We start from the raw sequence: 17,564 nt of genomic DNA on the forward strand, positions 1-17,564 counted from the left end.
CGTCCAGTTATCGATTGTCGACGATGACCTCGATCGCCAGGAGCCGCACAAGTTCAATGTCAGGATAGAGCCTCAGTGCCTCGTGGCTGAGCGGTAGCAGCACCTTGGACTCGGCGTAGCGAACGTCATCCTTCGCATGCACAATTCTATTTCTGAGGGCGTAAATCCTTTTAGCCACCTGGGAAGCCAAAGACTCTCCGCTCTTCGGATGGATGGCAGGAATTCCGGATATCGGGCCGCTCTTGCCGAAGTGGCCACCATGATCCAGTGAGAAGAATTCTTGGAGCTTGCTTTCCGAGATGCACTCCTCGATTAGGGTTTGGAGTTGCTCGCCCTCGCTCGCTCCGCGCGATCGTTCCACGGAATTAAGGATCTGCAGCACGGACGAGTCTTTTTCTTCGTCGAAATCCAGCGATCGCAATATCCTGCGCACTTTTCTCACTGTCTCCCGTTTGTGAACCGCAGGTAGATAATGCTCCAGGATTTGATAGTAGGAGAGGTGGAACAGGGTGTGGTTGCCGCGCATTGCGAAATCGCTAGGTATGGAGAATAGTGTAGCGATATTGTCAGGTATCGGGGTTTTTGGAAATCTAACCGTGTAGCTTATCGGTGTGCCGCGGCGCCTATAAGAAGGGCTTTCCAGTCTGGGGCGCAAAGAGTATGGGCACCTGTGGCGAACGTTGAGCTCGAAAAGGAAAGAATTTGCCAACTCCCGAGATTTGCGTACGAGTTCCGCTTTCTCTGTGGCCCCTGCGAGGTAGACCTTCAGGGTTGTCTGGGTGCGGGTGCGTCCTCTGGCCTCTACGTTCAGGGGCATCAGGGGGAAGCAGAGGGCAGAGTTTCGTGATATTTCGATGCAGGTTGAGCCGTCATTTGAAGAGACGCGAATTACTGTAGAAACGAGGTCGCGGTCTTCGTTGTGCATGAATGGCGGAACAAATGCGTGTGTGTGGGTGCATGGATGAAGCTCAAATGTGAACTGATCGATGGTGGAACTTCTAAAGGCGGTCATCCCTTGTTGTCTGACCTCGAATTCAGCGAACCCTCTTTGGGGGTCGATCCATCCTTCATACTCTTCCATCCTCTCAGCCCCACGTTCAATTGCTTCAAGGATTTCTGAGGCCACATCGAAGGGTATGGCTGCCTCCCGCTGACGCAGCCCGTTCCTTTCTGGAGAGTCGAAGACCAGAAAACCTTCGTCTGTGTCGACGTGCCTCAGGTTAAGAGACCGTTCAATCTTGGAGATTTCGTCTGGTTCGAAAGGCATCGACTGGTTCTCGGTTGCTTCCGACATGAGAGCCCCCTCGCTGCTCTGGCGTTCAGTAACAGCAGGCTAAGGGATCATCCGCCTGCGTAAGGCGAACTTGCGTAGGTCGGTGGAGCGGCTTTGGGCTGGAGCTGCTTTGGGGCGAGTGATCATGGCCCCGTAAGCTTCCGGCGAGTCGGGCAGTCTGTGGACCTGCCCGTTAAAGCACGACGTTGGGGCCATGATCTTCGAGGCTCGCCCCAAAGTGGCTGCCTAAAGCCGTGGAGCCGACCGCCCCAGCCACAGAGGGTGTCTCCCGCTTCATGCCCGTGTGCCTGCCTCTTGGGCGGGGGCGGGCGGCCGGCGGTGCCGAGCGGGGCGGAGACATGAGCGCGGGCGCCGCCGGCCGCCCGCGCCCGCCCGGAGGAGCGAAGCGACGACGGGTGCTTGATGAAGTAGAGAAAGTCTTACCGCGCTTCTGGCTGTTGGCCGTCTCCATCGGGGCTACCTCCTCACGTGAGTAGGTGGCTACGCTTGGATCGACCAAGACAACTAGGCAACGGGAGCGTGCTCAGCGGATGGGACCCAAGTCGGAGCGGGTGTACCGCACGATTCGCGAGTGGATCGCGACGGGCAAGTACTCGTCAGGTTCCAGGCTCCCGTCCGAGCGGACCCTGTCAGAAGAGTTGAGCATCGGCCGTACGGCACTGCGCCAGGTGTTGGCCAAGCTCGTGGCTGAGCACGTCGTCGAGGTGCACGGCCGCAGTTCCTACCGTGTCCCTGATCGGTCCGTGACGACCGAGGCGCCGACAGATGTCGAGCCCTGGCAGATCCATGGTGAGCGGACGCTGTACGACAACCGTTGGGTGAAGCTCGCACTCGTCGACGTCGAGCCGCCCGGCGTGAACCGCTTCGAACATCACGTCGTACGCCTGCACCACGTGGCCATCGCCGCCGTCATCGACGACCAGGACCGCGTCCTGATGATGTGGCGCTACCGCTTCGTCCCGCAGTCCTTCGGCTGGGAGCTCCCCGGGGGGATCGTCGACGAGGGAGAAGATCCCTTGCAGACGGCCATGCGTGAGTTCGAGGAAGAGACCGGCTGGCGGCCCAACTTCCTGGAGCACGTGGTCACCTATCAGCCCATGGTCGGCATGGTCGACTCACCGCATGAGATCTACGTGGGCCAGGGCGCGAAGCTGGTAGGCGAACCGACCGACCTCGAGGAAGCCGGGCACATCGCCTGGGTACCCCTCGCCGACATTCCCGGTCTGATGGCACGCGGCGAACTCATGGGCTCGGGCACCCTCGTCGCCCTGCTGCACGTGCTCGTCTCCCGAGGCGCCGGCGCTTCGCCTACAACCACTGCGTGAGCTGCTCGATCCGCCGTCGATGGCGCACTGACCCGGTCCGGCTCGCCACCAATCGGGCCTGCCGCAGATGCTCGTGCGCCTGGTCGTACTCGCCGCGGGCAAGGTGGGCCTGCGCGAGATCGCAGCGCAGTCCGGCCGATGCCCGTATGAACGTCGGGTCGGCCGTCTCCAGCGCGGAGTAGAGGTTGCTTACCGCGTCGTCATCACCTATCAGCGCCAGCGCGTTACCGCGCCACCTGGCAAGGTGCCCCGCGTTCAGGAAAATGCTCAGCATGTCTGGGTCCCGGGCCTCCTCTCCCGGCGGCAGGCACCGCACTGCGTTGTCAAGCGCCCGTCGGCACTCGTCCTGGAGCCCGGACCGGGCACAGATCTCGGCTTCGGCGGCATACAGCCAGGCCCTGAGACGTGGGGACATGGCCTTGCCGCCGAGTCGCTGCGCGTCCCGTATCAGCCCGATCGCCAGGGATGGGCGTCCGGCGTCGCAAAGTACGTACGCCTGCTCTGCCGTGGCGTGGGCCAGGTACATCGGTTCTTCGGCTTCCTGAGCCGCTCGCTTGCCCAGCTCGTAGTGCCGCCAGGCTCGTTCAACCGCGCCGACGTCGAGCGCCTGCCAGGCGGCCAGGGTCGCCGCCCCGGCCAACGCTCGGGCGACCGGGCGTCGAGCCTCGGGAAGCACGGCGAACGTGAGAGCGTCCTCAAGGGTCGACAGATGCGCGGTCATCTGGTCGACCAGACTCGCGGCACCCAGCTGCCGGTCCATGGTCCGGAGTAGCTCTGTTTGGTCCATGAATGCCTCGACCATCGTCAGACTGACGCTGCGGGCCGCATCGATACGGCTCATGAGTTCGTCGTAACCGTCAGCCGCGGGGACGGCAGGCGACGCCTCCGGCTTGCCGGTCAGCTCGTTGTCCGTGACACCGAGCAGGACACGAAGGATCTTCGCGTACCGCGCGGAGATGGGGCGCCGGCCGTTCTCCCACTCCGAGACGTACACCCGCAGACTCGCCGTCGATGCCACGGTGAGCATGTGTTGGCGCGCATGGCGTTCGATCTCTCGAACTAGGCGCTCCTGTGACCACTCACGCGCGGTCCTTGCTGACTTGAGCCCGTTCATCGCCTAGTGCCGTCCTGCGTATGGGTGTTGAGCCGTAACAGCAGCATGCCTCACATCAACGCAGGTCGTCAGGGGTTAACCGGACTCCTGTTAACCCCTGTTGGCTACCGGGGCGTTGGCGTGAGCGCTTCCCTGGAACTGTCGCAGCAAGGGCAGTTGAAGCGCCCGAGCTGCGACAGCGCTTGACTTCTGGCGCGCACCAGATGCAACCTACTGGTGCGCACCAGATGAGAGCGCGCAAAGCCTGCGGCTGCGCTGCGGGCTTCCGCCAACGCACAGGAGCGGCGACCCACCGCCAAGCAAGTACGCCGCTCCCACCCCTCCGAAAGGGAGTTCCATCATGCGTCAGATTCCCGTCGACACCTCCAACGCCACCGTGATGGTGGCCAAGGCCCCGCAGCCCAAGGTCAAGGACCGCCGGACCGGTGAGATCGCCACCGACAAGGACGGCGTCACCCTGATGGTCGTCGAGGTCATGTTCTCCACGCCCGACGAGGTCGAGATCCTCAAGCTCACCGTCCCGCAGCCCGGCGTCTCCGAGGACCTGACCATGGGCACTCCCGTGGCCCTGACCGGCCTGGTCGCCTCGGCGTGGGAGAACGAGTTCAACGGCCAGAAGCGGCACGGGATCGCCTTCCGTGCGGTCGCTGTCACCTCGCTGGCCGCTGCGGGCTCGGCCTCGAAGGCGGCCTGAGCCGTGACGTGGCCGACGGTCTTACTGCTGGTGGTCGTCGCCGCTGCGGGTCTCCTGCGGTGGCGGCACCCCGCCTGGTACTGGCTGACCTTCGGAGTTACCCTCGCCGTCCTGCGGGTCCTGATCCGCTACGCCACGGTCATGGACGCCTGCGGCCTGACGGTCCCGCCCCCGCGCTGGCGCCTGACGCTGGCCCGGATGACCAACCGTCCCGCGCCGGAGTCCCGTCCGCCGCGCATCCTGCGGCTGCGGCCCACCCGCACCGGCCTGGTCCTGCGGCTGGGACTGCGCCCGGGACAGGATGCCTTCGACGTCGCCGCCGCCTCGGACCGGCTGCGCCACTCCTTTGGGATGTACGGCGTGACCTCCCGTGAGCTGCGCTCGGGCATCGTCGAGGTACGGATGACCGGCTACGACGTGCTCAAGCGGGTCCAGATGCCCGCCCGCCTCGACACCCGCCCGATGCGCGTCCCGGTCGCGCTGCGGGAGGACGGCTCGGTCCACTACCGCGACTACCGGGCCGTCCCGCACGGCCTGACCCTCGGGGCCACGGAATCCGGCAAGTCCGTCTACCAGCGCAACCTCGTCGCCGGTCTCGCCCCGCATGATGTCGCCCTGGTCGGCATCGACTGCAAGCAAGGAGTCGAGCTGTTCCCGCTGGCCCGCCGGTTCTCCGCCCTCGCCGACAACCCGGACACTGCGCTGGAACTGCTGGAGGCACTGGTGTCCCACATGGAGAGCGTCTATCAGCTCATCCGGGCCGAGCAGCGGATCAGTGTCGCGGTGCCGGATGCGGAGATCGCCGCCGACATCTGGGACCTGCCCGAAGATGTGCGGCCGGTGCCGGTGGTCGTCCTGGTCGACGAGGTCGCCGAACTCGCCCTCTTCGCCAGCAAGGACGAGGAGAAGCGGCGGGACCGGATCATCACCGCCCTGGTTCGCCTGGCCCAGCTCGGCCGCGCCGCTGGCATCTACCTGGAGATCTGCGGGCAGCGCTTCGGCTCCGAACTCGGCAAGGGCATCACCATGCTCCGCGCCCAGCTCACCGGCCGCACCGCCCACCGCGTCAACGACGAGACCTCCGCCAACATGGCCTTCGGCGACATCGCCCCGGACGCCGTCCTGGCCGCCATCCAGATCCCGGCCGAGACGCGCGGTATCGCCATCGCCGGGGACTCCACCGGCGGCTGGCACCGCATCCGCGCCCCGCACACCTCGCTGCGCCAGGCCGTCAACATCTGCAACAAGTACGCCGACAACACCCCCGACCTGCCCGCCCTGGCCGCCTACCGGCCCGTGGCCGCCTCGCTGCCCTCGGCCCGCGTGCCGCTGTCCAAGACAGCCCCCGCCACCGCCTGACCCATCCCCTTCCACGGTCGGCGCGACCGCCCTTCGCGCCAAGTCCCTACCCCCGCCATGCCTCATCACAGGAAGGAGCCGTGATGACCCGCCCCGCTCTCCGCGTCGACGCCGTGCTCGTCCAGGCCGTCATAGCCGGGGCGCTCTCCTTCGCCCACCTGCACGACCTTGCCGCCGCAGCCGGACAGGACGGCTGGAAAGCCTGGGCCTACCCCATCTCGGTGGACCTGCTGCTGGTCGCCGCCTGGCGTCGGCTGCGCACCGACGGGCCGTCCCGGCTGGCCTGGTGCTGGTTCCTCATCGCCCTGGTCGCCTCGCTCGGCGCGAACGTCGCCACCGCCGGACTGCTCGACCTGAACGACGTTCCCGCCTGGCTGCGCATCCTCGTCGCCGCCTGGCCCGCCCTGGCCTTCATGGGCGGCACCCTCCTCGCCCACTCACCCACGGACCGCTCCTCCACTCCGCCGGCACCCGCCACCCCGGATCCGGACCCCGTGCCCGAGGTGGAGCCCGGACCGGCCGCCGTCGCCGAGCCGGACCCGGTGCCCGAACCCGTCGCGGTCCCGGCGCCCGGGGAACCCCCGGCCCTGCCCACAGCCGAACCGCCCCCGGCCGTGCCGGTCCCGGCCGCGCTGGTCGACCACGCCCGCAAGGTCGCCGACGACCACCACGCCCGCACCGGCGCCCGGATCGATACCGACACGCTGCGCGTCCGCCTCGGCGTCCCGCCGCACCTGGCCGACGCCATCGCCGCCCAACTCGCCTGACCCAAGGGAGGAACAGCTGATGGTCCGTGACCCGGCCGACCTGACCGCCGCCGACTACCTCGACGGCGCCCGCGAGATGACCGCCGCCAACCGGCCCTACCTCGCCCACCTGCTCGCCGAGGAAGCCGCCCAGCGCACCACCGACCCGGCCACCGCCGCCGGTATCCGCGCCAGCTTCCCCAACCCGGCCACGACCCGAGAGGAGACCGACTGACATGCCCGCCCGCGACTTCTTCCACTCCGTGATGCGGATCGGCCCGGTGCAGATCGGCACCCACCGCGACCGCCACGGCACCACCAAGCACGCCGCCGTGTGCAGCTCCGACGGCTGCGGCTGGTCCGCCGACTACACCAGCCAGTCCGCCGCCCAGCTCGCCGCCCGCACCCACCGCTGCAAGGTCCGCTAGGAGGCCACCGCCATGCAGGTCCCGCTCTGGCTCGCCCTGCTCTGCGTCGGAGCCCTGGGCGTCAAGCTCATCCGCCCGCCCTGGTGGCTCGTCGCCGTCCTGCTCCTCGGTGGCTACCTCCTCGCCGACAGCCTCCTGGCCCCGGTCATCGACACCGCCGTCAAGTAACCCGCGAAAGGAGACCCGCTCATGCTCCGGCCCAAGCTCCCGACCATGCCTCAGCCCACCGGCACGGTCACCCCGCCCGTCGTCGTCGAGCCGACCACCATCACCCCGGGCACCCCGCCCCCGCCGCCCGTGGTAGCCCCGGCGCCGTCCCGCCCGGTCGTGCAGTTCACCCCGGGCACCGTGCTCGCCCTGGTCGGCGGCGGCACCGCCGTGGTCCTGGTCGTCGGCGCCGTTCTGGTCTCCATGCTCCTCGCGGTCGCCGTCACCGGCGCCTCGGTCGCCGTGTGCGCCCTGGTTGTCCGCTCGCTCGCCTCCGCCCAGCACCGCCGCTGACCGGCCGCCGGGTGGCGCACAAGCCGCCAAGCACGCCGCCACTCGGGGCCGTTCCTTCCAACCGCCATCGCCAAGGGAGAGCACCCATGGACTTGCAGCTCGCCGCGAGTCTCGCGCCGTTACTGGGCTGGGCCGTGCACAGCGGCATCCTCACCCGCCGCCTCGCCTCCGCCCGCCGTGACCCGCTCACCGGCCTGCACACCCGCGCCGGATGGACCGCCCGCGCCGAACACTGCATCCGTCGGCACCCGCACGCCGCCGTCCTCCTGGTCGACCTCGACCACTTCAAGATCCTCAACGACACCCACGGCCACGCTGCCGGGGACGCCGCCCTCGTCGCCACTGCCCACCGGCTGCGCGCCTGGTGCGGACGCCACGGCACCGCCGGACGCCTGGGCGGAGACGAATTCGTCGCTGTCGTCCAGGACCTGACCGCCGCCGACTTCGACACGCTCACCACGGCACTGCACCGGCCGCTGGACTACGAGGACGCGTCGCTGCCGCTGGCCGCCTCGGTCGGCACCTGCCTCGTCGCCGAACTGCCGGTGCCCGCCCTGACCGATGCCCTCGCCGCCGATGCGGCCATGTACGCGGCCAAGGGCCGTGGCCGCCGGGGCTCCCGCGCCCCTCGCTGACCGGCCGCCGGGTGGCGCACAAGCCGCCAAGCACGCCGCCACCCGGGGCCGTTCCTTCCAACCGCAATCGAAAGGAACCACCATCATGACCCAGCACACCCCGCCCGCGCCGAGGATCTGCCCGGCCTGCGACGGCTTCGCCTCCGTCGCCATCACCCTCGGCGGCCGCGACCCGCGTGGCCACCTGCGCACCATCACGGCACACTGCCCGGCCTGTCAGGGCACCGGCACCGTCCCCGCCCGCCGCGACCGGGAGGGCGCCCGTGCCTGATCTGCTGCTCGACCCGACCACCCTCGGCGACCTGCTGAGGGTGGCCTCGGCCTCCGACTACCACCGGTGGGAAGACCAGATCCGCCGCACCGGCGGCTGCGCCGACCCCATCCACCTGCGCGGCTGGGTCCTGCACAAGGACAAGACCACCGGCGAGGTGCTGCACCACTACTCCACCGAGAACGAGCCGGGCGGACGGCTCCGCGTCGCCTGCGGCAACCGCCGCGCCTCCCGCTGCCCCGCCTGCGCCTGGACCTACGCGGGCGACACGTACCACCTCATCCGCGCTGGCCTGGTCGGAGACGACCGCCGCGACATCCCCGCCACCGTCCGCGATCACCCCCGTGTCTTCGCCACCCTCACCGCGCCCTCGTTCGGCCCGGTCCACAACCGGCCCGACCGGGGCGCCTGCCGCTGCGGCACCCGCCACCCCCCGGACGCCCGGGAACTGGGCACCGCACTCGACCCAGCGACCTACGACTACGCGGGCGCCGTGCTGTTCAACAACCACGCTGGGCAGCTGTGGCAGCGCTTCACCAACCGCCTGCGCCGCGAGATCGCCGCCCGCGCCGGCATCACCCAACGCGAGCTGAAGGAATCGGCCCGGCTGTCCTACGGCAAGGTCGCCGAGTTCCAAAAGCGCGGCGCCGTCCACTTCCACGCCGTGATCCGGCTCGACGGAGCCGACGGGTCGGACACCCCGCCACCAGCGTGGGCGACCGTGGACCTGCTCGCCGACGCGATCCGCGCCGCCGCCGCGCACTCCTACACCTCGGTCTCCCTCCCCGCCGCCGACGACCAACCGGCCCGGACCTTCCGCTGGGGCCGACAGCTCGACGTACGGCCGGTCAAGGCGTTCGGGGACGGCTCCGACATCACCGAGCAGGCGGTCGCCTCCTACGTCGCCAAGTACGCCACCAAAGCCGCCGAGAACACCGGCACCCTCGACCGCCGCATCGGCGAGCTGTCCGAGCTCGACCGCCACGGCGTCCCCGACCACACCCGCCGCCTGATCGAAGCCTGCAAGAAGCTCGACCCCCTCTACCCGGACCGGCGGCTGTGGGCCTGGGCTCACATGCTCGGCTTCCGCGGCCACTTCTCCACCAAGTCCCGCCGCTACTCCACCACCCTCGGCGCCCTCCGCCAGGCACGCGCCGACTACCGCGCCGCCCAGGAACACGAAGCCCTCGGCCTCGACGACACCGAGCCGGACACCGTCCTCGTCCTCGCCGACTGGCAGTACGCCGGACACGGCCACACCCCCGGCGAATCCGCCCTCGCCGCCACCATCGCCCGCGACCTCCAGCTCAACCGCGAAACCGCCCGCGAAGCCCTACGCGACCAACTCACCGACGAAAGGGAGTCCTGACCATGGCCGCAAAGCTGCCGAACCGGTTCCTCACCCCTGAGGACCTGGTCGAGATGTTCGAGCTGCCCAGCGTCGAGACGGTCTACCAGTGGCGCCGTAAGCGCACTGGTCCCCGCGGCTTCCGCGTCGGCCGGCACCTCCGCTTCGATCCGACCGACGTACGGTCATGGATTGACTCCCAGCTCGGGGAGGCCGCCTGATGGCTGGCCACATCCAAGACCGCTGGTATCGGACCGAGACCGGCCCGGACAGCAAGACCCGCAAGGTCAAAACCGACCGCCACGGCGTCGGCCTGCGTTACCGCGCCCGGTACGTCGGCCCGGACGGCACCGAGAAGTCCAAGAGCTTCCCGGACCGCCAGAAGCGGCTCGCGGAGCAGTGGCTTGCGCAGGTTGAGGCGGACATGGCGCGCGGGCAGTACATCGACCCGCAAGCCGGTCGCCTCACGGTTCGACAGCACGCGGAGCGGTGGTTGGCGTCGCTCACCATGGATCCCGGTACCTTCGTGGGTACCGAGCGGCGCATTCGCCTGCACATCCTGCCGTACCTGGGGAGTCGCACCCTGGGCTCGCTTCGGCCGACGCACATCAGGGAGTGGCTGCGGAAGCTGCAGGATGGGGGAGTTGCGCCCGCCTATCAGCGGGTGATCTTCGCGAATCTCTCCACGATGCTCACGGCGGCTGTCGATGACCGAGTGATCGCCGAGAACCCTTGCCGTTCGTCGTCGGTACGGGCTCCGAAGCTCGATCCCCGCCGGATCGTTCCATGGTCGCGTGACCGTGTGTTCGCGGTTCGCTCGGCTCTACCGGAGCGTCACCGGGCCATGGTGGATCTGGCCGGTGGTTGCGGCCTGCGTCAGGGTGAGGTGCTGGGACTGGCGGTCGAGGACGTGGACTTCATCGAGGGAACGGTTCACGTGGTTCGGCAGGTCAAGCTCATCCGTAACCGCCCGGTGTTCGCGCCGCCCAAGGGAGGCAGGACACGCACAGTCCCGCTGCCCGAGAGCGTCGCCCGATCGGTCGAGGAGCACATCAGCCAGCATCCGCCGGCCGCTGTGACCCTGCCATGGCGGGCGGTCGACGGAGAGCCGGTTACGGCATCACTGCTCTTCCATCGAGATGGCGGCCGCCCGGTCAACCGCAACGACTTCAACCGCTGGGCTTGGCGACGGGCTCTCGAATCGGCGGGTGTGCCCCACGGCCGGGCGAGCGGGATGCACGCGCTGAGGCACTTCTACGCGTCCGTCCTCCTGGACGCGGGGGAGAGTGTCAAGGCTCTGTCCGAGTACCTCGGGCACCACGACCCGGGCTTCACGCTGCGCACGTACACCCACCTGATGCCCAGTAGTGAGAAGCGGACCCGGGAGGCAGTGAACCGTGCCTTCGCGGACGGCCCCGACACCGATGACGGCCCCACGACGGCCCAGGAGGGGTGAGGATGTAGGAAACGCACAGGTCACACCACAAGTGGCCTGACTTGCCGGTCTACTGAGCCCCGGCTCGCCCTGTTCGTTCGACGGCGAGGGCTTCGCGCACCACGGGTGTCCGGAGTCCCCGCCGTCGTCATGAACAGACCTTGCCGTCCTTCGGCACCGTGCCGTGCAGCAGATACGCGTTCACCGTCGAGTCCACGCAGTCGCTTCCGCTGCCGTACGCCCCGTGGCCCTCGCCCTTCCAGGTGAGTTCCACGCCGACGCCCTTGCCGAGTTCGTCCGCCATCCTCCGGGCCCCCTCGTAGGGTGTCGCCGGGTCGCCGGTGTTGCCGATCACCAGGATCGGCGCCGCGCCCGGCGCGCTGACCCGAGGGGTGTCGTACTGACCGGGCACCGGCCAGTCGTGGCACCAACCGGCCGTGTCCCAGGCCATGAAGGTGCCGAACACCGGCGAGATCCTTTCGAACTCGGGCAGCAGCTTCCTCGCCTGCTCCGGCGTCGGCCGCTGCTTGGCGTCCAGGCACGATATGACCCGTTGGGCGTGGGTTGTCGTGCCGTAGTGGCCCGAGCCGTCACGGTCGTTGTAGGCGTCGGCGAGGGACAGCAGCTCCGAGCCGTCGCCCTGTTCGGCCGCGGTGAGGGCACTGGTCAGGGCCGGCCAGCCGCTCTTGCTGTACAGCGGCAGTGTGATGCCGGTGAGTGCCAGCGTCTGCGTCAGCTTCCTTCCGGAGGAGGTGGGCAGCGGTGTGGCGTCGATTCGCCGCAGCAGGTCCGCGATCTTCCGCGAGCCGCGCTCGGGATCCTGCCCGGTGGACTTCAGGTAGGCGTCCAGCGCCCGCTGGAAGCCCTTGGTCTGATTCAGCGCGTGGCCCACGGAGTCCGCGGTCGGGTCCACCACCGCGTCCAGTACCAGCCGCCCGACGCGCTGCGGGAACAGGTGGGCGTACACACCGCCGAGTTCGGTGCCGTAGGACATGCCGAAGTAGTGGAGCTTGGTGTCGCCGAGGACGTGACGGATCAGGTCCATGTCCCGGGCGGTGTCGGTCGTCGAGACGTGCGCGAGCAGCTTACGGGCCGCGTTCCGGCAGCCCTGGCCGAAGTCGGCCGCGTCCTGGAAGTAGGCCCGCACCTCGGACGCGGTGTCCGGTGTCACGTCGATCGCCTCGGCGGCCTGGATTTGCCGGTCGCCGCGGCAGCGCACGCCGGAACTGCCGCCGACCCCGCGCGGATCCCAGCTCACCAGGTCGTATCGCTGCCGCAGGGCGGTGACCTCTGAGGCGTACGACGGCAGTGCGGCCACGCCCGAGCCGCCGGGTCCGCCGAAGTTGAACAGCAGGGAACCGGTGCTCTCCGCGGTGGCGTTGGCGCGGATGAGGGCGAGGCCGATGGTCTCGCGGTCCGGCCGGGACCAGTCCAGCGGGGCCTTGAGCGTCGCGCACCGCCACTCGTCTCCCGGCGCGGGGGAGCCGGCCGTGGCCTCGCAGCGGCCCCAGTCGAGCCGCTGCGAGGTGAGCGAGGAGGGCAGCCGCGCGGACGGCGTGCCGTCCGGTGCGGCCGGCGCCGCAGCGGACCGGTCCATTCCGTCCTCCGCGCTTCGGCCTCCCGGCCCGCCGCCGCACCCGGCCAGCAGCACCGCGGCGGCGACCGCGGCCGCCCACTGCGTCAGACGCGCCATGCGTTTCCCCCCTCACCGGCTCTCCGCGGATCGGCCGCAGGAAGCGTTCAGGCCATGGTAGGCAGATCCCACCACCCTCGTGGGATCCTGTGGATAACCATCTGACCTGCAGCTTTACCGGTAAGACCGGTGAGATGCGGGAGGATGCGGCCGTCGGCGGCTACGTGCAGACCGTCCCGGCCGGTGGCACCTTTCCATCGAGCAGATAGCTGTTCACCGCGTTCTGCACGCACGGGTTCTTGCGGTTGTACGCGCCGTGCCCCTGCCCCTTCCAGGTGAGTTCGACGCCTACGCCCTTGCCCAGCGCTTCCGCCATCCTCTTGGCGCCCCCGTACGGAGTCGCCGGGTCGCCGGTGTTGCCCACCACGAGGATCGGCGCCGAACCGGCTGCGCTCACGTTGGCGTGCGTTGCCGCACCCGGCACCGCCCATTGCGTGCAGCTGAGCATGCCCCAGGCGAGGAAGTCCCCGAACACCGGCGAGGCGGCCCGGAACTCGGGCAGCTTCTGCTCCACGAAGGCGGGCGTGTACCGCTGCTTCTGGTCGGCGCAGTTGATGGCGGCGTTCGCGGCGGTGAGGTTGCTGTACTCGCCGTTGGCGTTGCGGCCGTTCAACGCGTCGGACAGCAGCATCAGGATCTGGCCGTCGCCGGCGTAGGCCCGCTGGAGCCCCTCGGTGAGCGGGGCCCAGAGCTCCTTGGAGTACAGGGCCTGGGCGATGCCGTTGGTCGCGGCGGTCCGGGTCAGGCGGCGCGGGAAGATGCCGGGGATCGGATTGCTGTCGAGCTTCTTGAGCAGAGCGGCGATGCGGTCCTCGACGTCCCGGACGCCGCTGCCGATCGCGCACTTGGTGCCCTTCGAGACGCAGTCCTTCGCGAAGTTGTCGAGAGCGAGCTGGAAGCCCCTGGCCTGGCCGAGCGAGGTCTGCTCGGGGGTCTGGGTGGGGTCGACGACCGCGTCGAAGACGGCGCGGCCCACGTGCGTGGGGAACAGATGGGCGTACACGCCGCCGAGTGCGGTGCCGTAGGAGATCCCGAAGTAGTGGAGCTTGGAGTCGCCGAGTACCTGGCGGATCAGGTCCATGTCGCGGGCGGCGTCGGTGGTGCGCACATGCGGCAGGATCTTCCCGGAGTTCTTCTCGCAGGCGGCGTTGAACTGCTTGGTGTTGTTGACGAACGTGGCACGTTCGGCGGCGGTTTCGGGTACCGCGTCCTGCTGGAAGTACTGGTCGAGCTGTGCGTCGGTCTTGCATTTCACGCCGGCGCTGCGCCCCACCCCGCGCGGGTCGAAGCTCACCAGGTCGTAGCGGGTGCGCAGCTTGGCGTAGTCCTGGGCGAACGCGGGCAGCGCGGTGATGCCGGAGCCGCCCGGACCGCCGAAGTTGAAGAGCAGCGAGCCGATGCGCTTGCCCGGCCCGGTCGCCTTCGCGCGGATCAGCGCGATGCCGATCGTGTCGCCCTGCGGTTTGCTCCAGTCCAGCGGCGCCTTCAGGGTGGCGCACTGCCACTTGCCGCCGTTGGGCGGCGCCGAGGGTGCCGCTCCGCCGCCCTCCGCCGCGGACGGCGCCGGGCAGTCCTTCCAGTCCAGCCCCGGGTCCGTCGCCCCCCCGCCGACGGAGAGCCCGCCGCAACCCGCCGTCAGGGCGCTCAGCAGGACGGTGGTCGTGGTCAGGGCGGCGGCGCGCAGCCCGTGGCGCTTGTGCATGCCCCCATCCTCACGCCGTCGGCGGCCTCCCGCGCGGGACGCGGGCCGTTCGGGGTACGTCCGGGACGTGCCCTACAGGGCGCCCTTGCGGGTCAGATGGTTGAAGGCCAGCCAGCCGGGCAGGACCGGCAGCCACAGCGTCAGCAGCCGGAACATCAGCACCGCGGGTGCGGCCACTTCCTTCGGCAGGCCCACCGCGATCAGGCCGACGGTGAGGGTGGCCTCGACCGCGCCCACGCCGCCCGGGGTCGGGGCGGCCGAGCCGAGTGCGTTGCCGGCGAGGAAGACGACGGCGACGCTGGCGATGCTGAGCGAGGTCGACTGGTCGCCGAAGGCCCGGATCGAGGCGTCCAGGCACATCACGAAGCAGGCCGTCAGCAGCAGCATGCCGCCGATGCCGGTGACGAGCTTCTGCGGCCGCTGGAGGACGTCCAGCATGCGCGGCACGACACCCGCGAAGAGTGAACGCACGCGCGTGACGACGAACTTCCGCAGGAACGGCACCGAGGTGACCACCAGCACGAGCACCGCGACCGTCAGCAGGCCTGCGATGACCGTCCGGGAAGGCGACAGGGACGGCGTCTTCTCGGTGCCGGTCAGATAACCGAAGGACAGCAGCATCAGGATGTGGCAGCCGAGCCCGAACAGCTGCGAGGCGCCGACACTGGCCACCGCGAGCCCGGGGCGCACGCCCGCGCGTTGCAGGAAGCGCGTGTTCAGGGCGACGCCGCCGACCGCGGCCGGTGCCACGATTTTCACGAACGAGCCGGCGACCTGCGCCGCCACGGTCCGCACGAACGGGACGCGTTCCGGCACGAAGCCCAGCAGCGCCATGGCCGCCGCGACATAGCTGAGCGCCGAGAAGAGCACCGCCGCGATCACCCAGCCCCACTGGGCGTGGGCGAAGAGCGTGCCGAACTCGATGTGCGTGAGCTGGGTCAGCAGGTAGTAGGCGCCGATGGCACCCGCGATGAAGCTGATCAGCGTGCGGGGCCGGACCCGCTCCAGCCGGGCCGGTTCGACCGGTGCCTGCGGCCTGATCCGCAGCACCTGGTGGCGGATCTGGGTGAGCAGATCCTCTTCGCGGGCCTCCTCCAGGGCCTCGCCGATGGCCCGCTTCTCCGCCCGCGCCTCGGCACGCTCGGCCTTTTTGTCCTTCTTGTCTGACCTCTCCGGCCTTTCTGGCTTCCCCGGCTTCTCCGGTTTTTCCAAGCCGACCGGGCCGGTGCCGCCGGTGGCACCACTGTCCTGGGCGGCCTGTTCCAGGCGGGCCTGCCCGGCCTGCCGGGACGCCTCCAGAACTGCCTCGCGTTCCCGCTGCGCCCGCTCCCGGGCCAGCCTGCGCAGTGTCGCGCGCGTGGAGCGCGTCAGAGCGATGGGCTGGAGCATGGGCAGACAGTCGGCGACCGCGTCGGGTCCCAGGACGCCGACCGCGGAGGCCACGGAGCGCTCCGCGCCCACCCGCAGGCCGAGCGTCGTCAGCAGTTGGGCGATGTCCATGCGCAGCAGCAGATCACCGGCCGCGATCTCGCCGCCGCGCAGATCGGTGAGAATCACCCTGCCGGAACGATCCACCAGAATCGCGTCACCGGCCAGCCTGCGGTGCGCGATGCGTCGTGACTGCAACGCCCGCACCTGCTGCCAGGTGTGGTGCAGCAGCTCGTCGGTGATCTCCTCGTCCGCCAGCGCATCGAGCGTGCGCCCGCCGGTGTGCTCGTAGACGAGCATCACGGCGTCGGGGCCGAGCTCGGAGGTCGCGATCAGCTTGGGCGCGTTGGCGCCGGCCGCGATGGCCGCGTAGGCGAGCAGCGCTTCCTGCTCCAGGGCCTGGCGCAGCGACTGCAGGCTGCGGCGGGTGGCGAAGCCGCGCAGCGTGAGGTTGCGCCACACGCGGTAGAAGAAGCCCTGCGCCTGCTGCTCGCGGTCGACCACCGTCACGTCCAGCGGCGGTCCGTCCTCCAGGGTGACGAAGTAGCGCCGGCCGCGGTCGCCGTTGTCCGCGGTCTCCGCCGCGTCCTCCCGGGCCGCGCTGACCGGGTGGAAGCCGACGGTCCGCAGCCCCGCCACCAGGGTCCGTCCCGTGGGGCGGACGTTCGGTGAGCCGACCGCGTACAGGGTGCCGTAGGCGATGGTCCAGCCGATCAGCACCGTCAGGATGATCGAGAACGGCGTTGTGTAGCCGGTGACCAGCATCGAGAAGGCGTCGAGCAGCAGCACGATCCACAGCACCGCGCGCCAGCGCGGTCGGCGGGACATGCCGACCGCCGTCATGTACGCGATGACGGGGGCGAGGTAGCCGTGCACCGGATCGGTGAGCGCGTGGACGTTACTGGGGGAGGGCTGGGTGAGCGCGTCCTGGATCGAGTGCGGGGCGCCCTTGGCGACCCACAGGTCGGTGGCGAGCGTCACCCCGTGGGCGAGGACGGCCGCGAGCACGCCGTCGGCGATCCGCAGCCCGTCTCGTTTGATCAGCCGCTCGATCGCGAAGGCGACCGGAACCAGCAGGATCGCGATGCTGGACGCCAGCCCGGCGATCTTGATGAGCAGGTCGGGGGCCTGACCGGTGCCCTTGGTGATGTCCTGTTCGAGGCCCGAGGTGGTGCCGTGCGCGAACCCGGCGATCGACAGCAGTACGACGATGGCGAGCACGCCCACCAGCAGCCGCATCAGGTCGGAGGGACGGTGCACGCGCGCGGGGAGCAGCGGCTCGTCGCCCTCGAGCTCGTCGGCGTGCGTCACGACGTCCTCCTCCGCGGGCTTCCTGCCCGCCTTCGGAGCGTCCGTGCCCCCCGCCTTCGAAACGTTCGTACCGCCGGTGCCGGGGCGCGACGAAGCTCCGGAGGTGCCCTCCGCGTCATCGGGGTGCACGCCCTGCTGCTTCATGGTCTCTTCTTGGTCTCGAATCACCGGTCACCGCCCGCACGATGGTGGCATGTCCCACCGACACACAGGGGCATGAGGGTGCATATGCGGGGCCGCACAGTCTGCCCGAGGCGCCGCCCGGGAGCGAGGGGCCCGC

General features: G+C 69.4%; 18 protein-coding genes. 13 read left to right on the forward strand and 5 right to left on the reverse strand.

What is annotated here, in order from left to right; translation table 11 throughout:
- Positions 1-7 precede the first annotated feature (7 nt).
- The gene (locus ACFY4A_RS08450) at positions 8-1,294 is read right to left on the reverse strand and encodes a hypothetical protein (RefSeq protein WP_390828638.1); all 1,287 of its coding nucleotides are present in this window, start codon (positions 1,292-1,294) and stop codon (positions 8-10) included.
- A gap of 530 nt (positions 1,295-1,824) precedes the next feature.
- Between ACFY4A_RS08450 and ACFY4A_RS08455 the strand changes: the two genes are divergently transcribed.
- Positions 1,825-2,619 (forward strand): NUDIX domain-containing protein, encoded by a 795-nt coding sequence (locus tag ACFY4A_RS08455; protein WP_390828639.1) that lies wholly within the window; start codon positions 1,825-1,827, stop codon positions 2,617-2,619.
- Here the strand turns inward: ACFY4A_RS08455 and ACFY4A_RS08460 are convergent.
- Positions 2,603-3,646, reverse strand: coding sequence for an XRE family transcriptional regulator (locus tag ACFY4A_RS08460; protein ID WP_390828762.1), 1,044 nt, complete (start codon positions 3,644-3,646; stop codon positions 2,603-2,605). The genes ACFY4A_RS08455 and ACFY4A_RS08460 overlap by 17 nt on opposite strands.
- A gap of 427 nt (positions 3,647-4,073) precedes the next feature.
- Between ACFY4A_RS08460 and ACFY4A_RS08465 the strand changes: the two genes are divergently transcribed.
- From ACFY4A_RS08465 to ACFY4A_RS08520, 12 genes are all read left to right on the forward strand, one after another.
- Positions 4,074-4,427 (forward strand): hypothetical protein, encoded by a 354-nt coding sequence (locus ACFY4A_RS08465; protein WP_390828640.1) that lies wholly within the window; start codon positions 4,074-4,076, stop codon positions 4,425-4,427.
- A 3-nt stretch (positions 4,428-4,430) separates the two neighbouring features.
- The gene (locus ACFY4A_RS08470) at positions 4,431-5,786 is read left to right on the forward strand and encodes an FtsK/SpoIIIE domain-containing protein (RefSeq protein WP_390828641.1); all 1,356 of its coding nucleotides are present in this window, start codon (positions 4,431-4,433) and stop codon (positions 5,784-5,786) included.
- An 83-nt stretch (positions 5,787-5,869) separates the two neighbouring features.
- The gene (locus ACFY4A_RS08475) at positions 5,870-6,553 is read left to right on the forward strand and encodes a DUF2637 domain-containing protein (protein WP_390828642.1); all 684 of its coding nucleotides are present in this window, start codon (positions 5,870-5,872) and stop codon (positions 6,551-6,553) included.
- 19 nt (positions 6,554-6,572) lie between these two features.
- Entirely contained in the window at positions 6,573-6,767 is a 195-nt protein-coding gene (locus ACFY4A_RS08480; RefSeq protein ID WP_390828643.1) for a hypothetical protein, read from the forward strand.
- A 1-nt stretch (position 6,768) separates the two neighbouring features.
- On the forward strand, positions 6,769-6,960 hold the full coding sequence (locus ACFY4A_RS08485; RefSeq protein ID WP_344569109.1) for a mobile element transfer protein: 192 nt from the start codon (positions 6,769-6,771) through the stop codon (positions 6,958-6,960).
- A gap of 12 nt (positions 6,961-6,972) precedes the next feature.
- Complete coding sequence (locus ACFY4A_RS08490; protein ID WP_390828644.1) at positions 6,973-7,128, forward strand: hypothetical protein; 156 nt, start codon at positions 6,973-6,975, stop codon at positions 7,126-7,128.
- Positions 7,129-7,149: 21 nt separating this feature from the next.
- Positions 7,150-7,461 carry a SpdD-like protein gene (locus tag ACFY4A_RS08495; RefSeq protein ID WP_390828645.1) on the forward strand — a complete coding sequence of 104 codons (312 nt, stop codon included), beginning with the start codon at positions 7,150-7,152 and terminating at the stop codon, positions 7,459-7,461.
- A gap of 86 nt (positions 7,462-7,547) precedes the next feature.
- Positions 7,548-8,096 carry a GGDEF domain-containing protein gene (locus ACFY4A_RS08500; protein ID WP_390828646.1) on the forward strand — a complete coding sequence of 183 codons (549 nt, stop codon included), beginning with the start codon at positions 7,548-7,550 and terminating at the stop codon, positions 8,094-8,096.
- 85 nt (positions 8,097-8,181) lie between these two features.
- Positions 8,182-8,367 (forward strand): hypothetical protein, encoded by a 186-nt coding sequence (locus ACFY4A_RS08505; RefSeq protein ID WP_390828647.1) that lies wholly within the window; start codon positions 8,182-8,184, stop codon positions 8,365-8,367.
- A complete protein-coding gene (repSA, locus tag ACFY4A_RS08510; RefSeq protein ID WP_390828648.1) occupies positions 8,360-9,736 on the forward strand; it encodes a replication initiator protein RepSA in 1,377 nt (458 codons plus the stop codon). Before ACFY4A_RS08505 ends, repSA begins: the two co-directional genes overlap by 8 nt.
- Before the next feature lie 2 nt (positions 9,737-9,738).
- Positions 9,739-9,936 (forward strand): helix-turn-helix transcriptional regulator, encoded by a 198-nt coding sequence (locus ACFY4A_RS08515; protein ID WP_390828649.1) that lies wholly within the window; start codon positions 9,739-9,741, stop codon positions 9,934-9,936.
- Positions 9,936-11,171, forward strand: coding sequence for a tyrosine-type recombinase/integrase (locus tag ACFY4A_RS08520; protein WP_390828650.1), 1,236 nt, complete (start codon positions 9,936-9,938; stop codon positions 11,169-11,171). Before ACFY4A_RS08515 ends, ACFY4A_RS08520 begins: the two co-directional genes overlap by 1 nt.
- Positions 11,172-11,298: 127 nt before the next feature.
- Here ACFY4A_RS08520 and ACFY4A_RS08525 read toward each other — a convergent pair whose 3' ends face one another.
- The 3 genes from ACFY4A_RS08525 to ACFY4A_RS08535 all read right to left on the reverse strand — a co-directional run bounded on the left by ACFY4A_RS08525 (position 11,299) and on the right by ACFY4A_RS08535 (position 17,428).
- The gene (locus ACFY4A_RS08525; RefSeq protein ID WP_390828651.1) at positions 11,299-12,843 is read right to left on the reverse strand and encodes an alpha/beta hydrolase; all 1,545 of its coding nucleotides are present in this window, start codon (positions 12,841-12,843) and stop codon (positions 11,299-11,301) included.
- Positions 12,844-13,003: 160 nt separating this feature from the next.
- Complete coding sequence (locus ACFY4A_RS08530) at positions 13,004-14,545, reverse strand: alpha/beta hydrolase (RefSeq protein ID WP_390828652.1); 1,542 nt, start codon at positions 14,543-14,545, stop codon at positions 13,004-13,006.
- 72 nt (positions 14,546-14,617) lie between these two features.
- Positions 14,618-17,428 carry a lysylphosphatidylglycerol synthase domain-containing protein gene (locus tag ACFY4A_RS08535; RefSeq protein ID WP_390828653.1) on the reverse strand — a complete coding sequence of 937 codons (2,811 nt, stop codon included), beginning with the start codon at positions 17,426-17,428 and terminating at the stop codon, positions 14,618-14,620.
- Between the last annotated feature and the right edge of the window lie 136 nt (positions 17,429-17,564).

Origin of the sequence: Streptomyces sp. NPDC001292 (genome assembly GCF_042896465.1) — a bacterium.
Taxonomy (GTDB): Bacteria; Actinomycetota; Actinomycetes; order Streptomycetales; family Streptomycetaceae; genus Streptomyces.

Coding starts and splice junctions, on each gene's coding strand:
- ACFY4A_RS08450 (WP_390828638.1), bottom strand. CDS start 1,294: ATGTCGGAAGCAACCGAGAACCAGTCGATGCCTTTCGAACCAGACGAA.
- ACFY4A_RS08455 (WP_390828639.1), top strand. CDS start 1,825: ATGGGACCCAAGTCGGAGCGGGTGTACCGCACGATTCGCGAGTGGATC.
- ACFY4A_RS08460 (WP_390828762.1), bottom strand. CDS start 3,646: ATGCTCACCGTGGCATCGACGGCGAGTCTGCGGGTGTACGTCTCGGAG.
- ACFY4A_RS08465 (WP_390828640.1), top strand. CDS start 4,074: ATGCGTCAGATTCCCGTCGACACCTCCAACGCCACCGTGATGGTGGCC.
- ACFY4A_RS08475 (WP_390828642.1), top strand. CDS start 5,870: ATGACCCGCCCCGCTCTCCGCGTCGACGCCGTGCTCGTCCAGGCCGTC.
- ACFY4A_RS08480 (WP_390828643.1), top strand. CDS start 6,573: ATGGTCCGTGACCCGGCCGACCTGACCGCCGCCGACTACCTCGACGGC.
- ACFY4A_RS08485 (WP_344569109.1), top strand. CDS start 6,769: ATGCCCGCCCGCGACTTCTTCCACTCCGTGATGCGGATCGGCCCGGTG.
- ACFY4A_RS08490 (WP_390828644.1), top strand. CDS start 6,973: ATGCAGGTCCCGCTCTGGCTCGCCCTGCTCTGCGTCGGAGCCCTGGGC.
- ACFY4A_RS08495 (WP_390828645.1), top strand. CDS start 7,150: ATGCTCCGGCCCAAGCTCCCGACCATGCCTCAGCCCACCGGCACGGTC.
- ACFY4A_RS08500 (WP_390828646.1), top strand. CDS start 7,548: ATGGACTTGCAGCTCGCCGCGAGTCTCGCGCCGTTACTGGGCTGGGCC.
- ACFY4A_RS08505 (WP_390828647.1), top strand. CDS start 8,182: ATGACCCAGCACACCCCGCCCGCGCCGAGGATCTGCCCGGCCTGCGAC.
- ACFY4A_RS08515 (WP_390828649.1), top strand. CDS start 9,739: ATGGCCGCAAAGCTGCCGAACCGGTTCCTCACCCCTGAGGACCTGGTC.
- ACFY4A_RS08520 (WP_390828650.1), top strand. CDS start 9,936: ATGGCTGGCCACATCCAAGACCGCTGGTATCGGACCGAGACCGGCCCG.
- ACFY4A_RS08525 (WP_390828651.1), bottom strand. CDS start 12,843: ATGGCGCGTCTGACGCAGTGGGCGGCCGCGGTCGCCGCCGCGGTGCTG.
- ACFY4A_RS08530 (WP_390828652.1), bottom strand. CDS start 14,545: ATGCACAAGCGCCACGGGCTGCGCGCCGCCGCCCTGACCACGACCACC.
- ACFY4A_RS08535 (WP_390828653.1), bottom strand. CDS start 17,428: ATGAAGCAGCAGGGCGTGCACCCCGATGACGCGGAGGGCACCTCCGGA.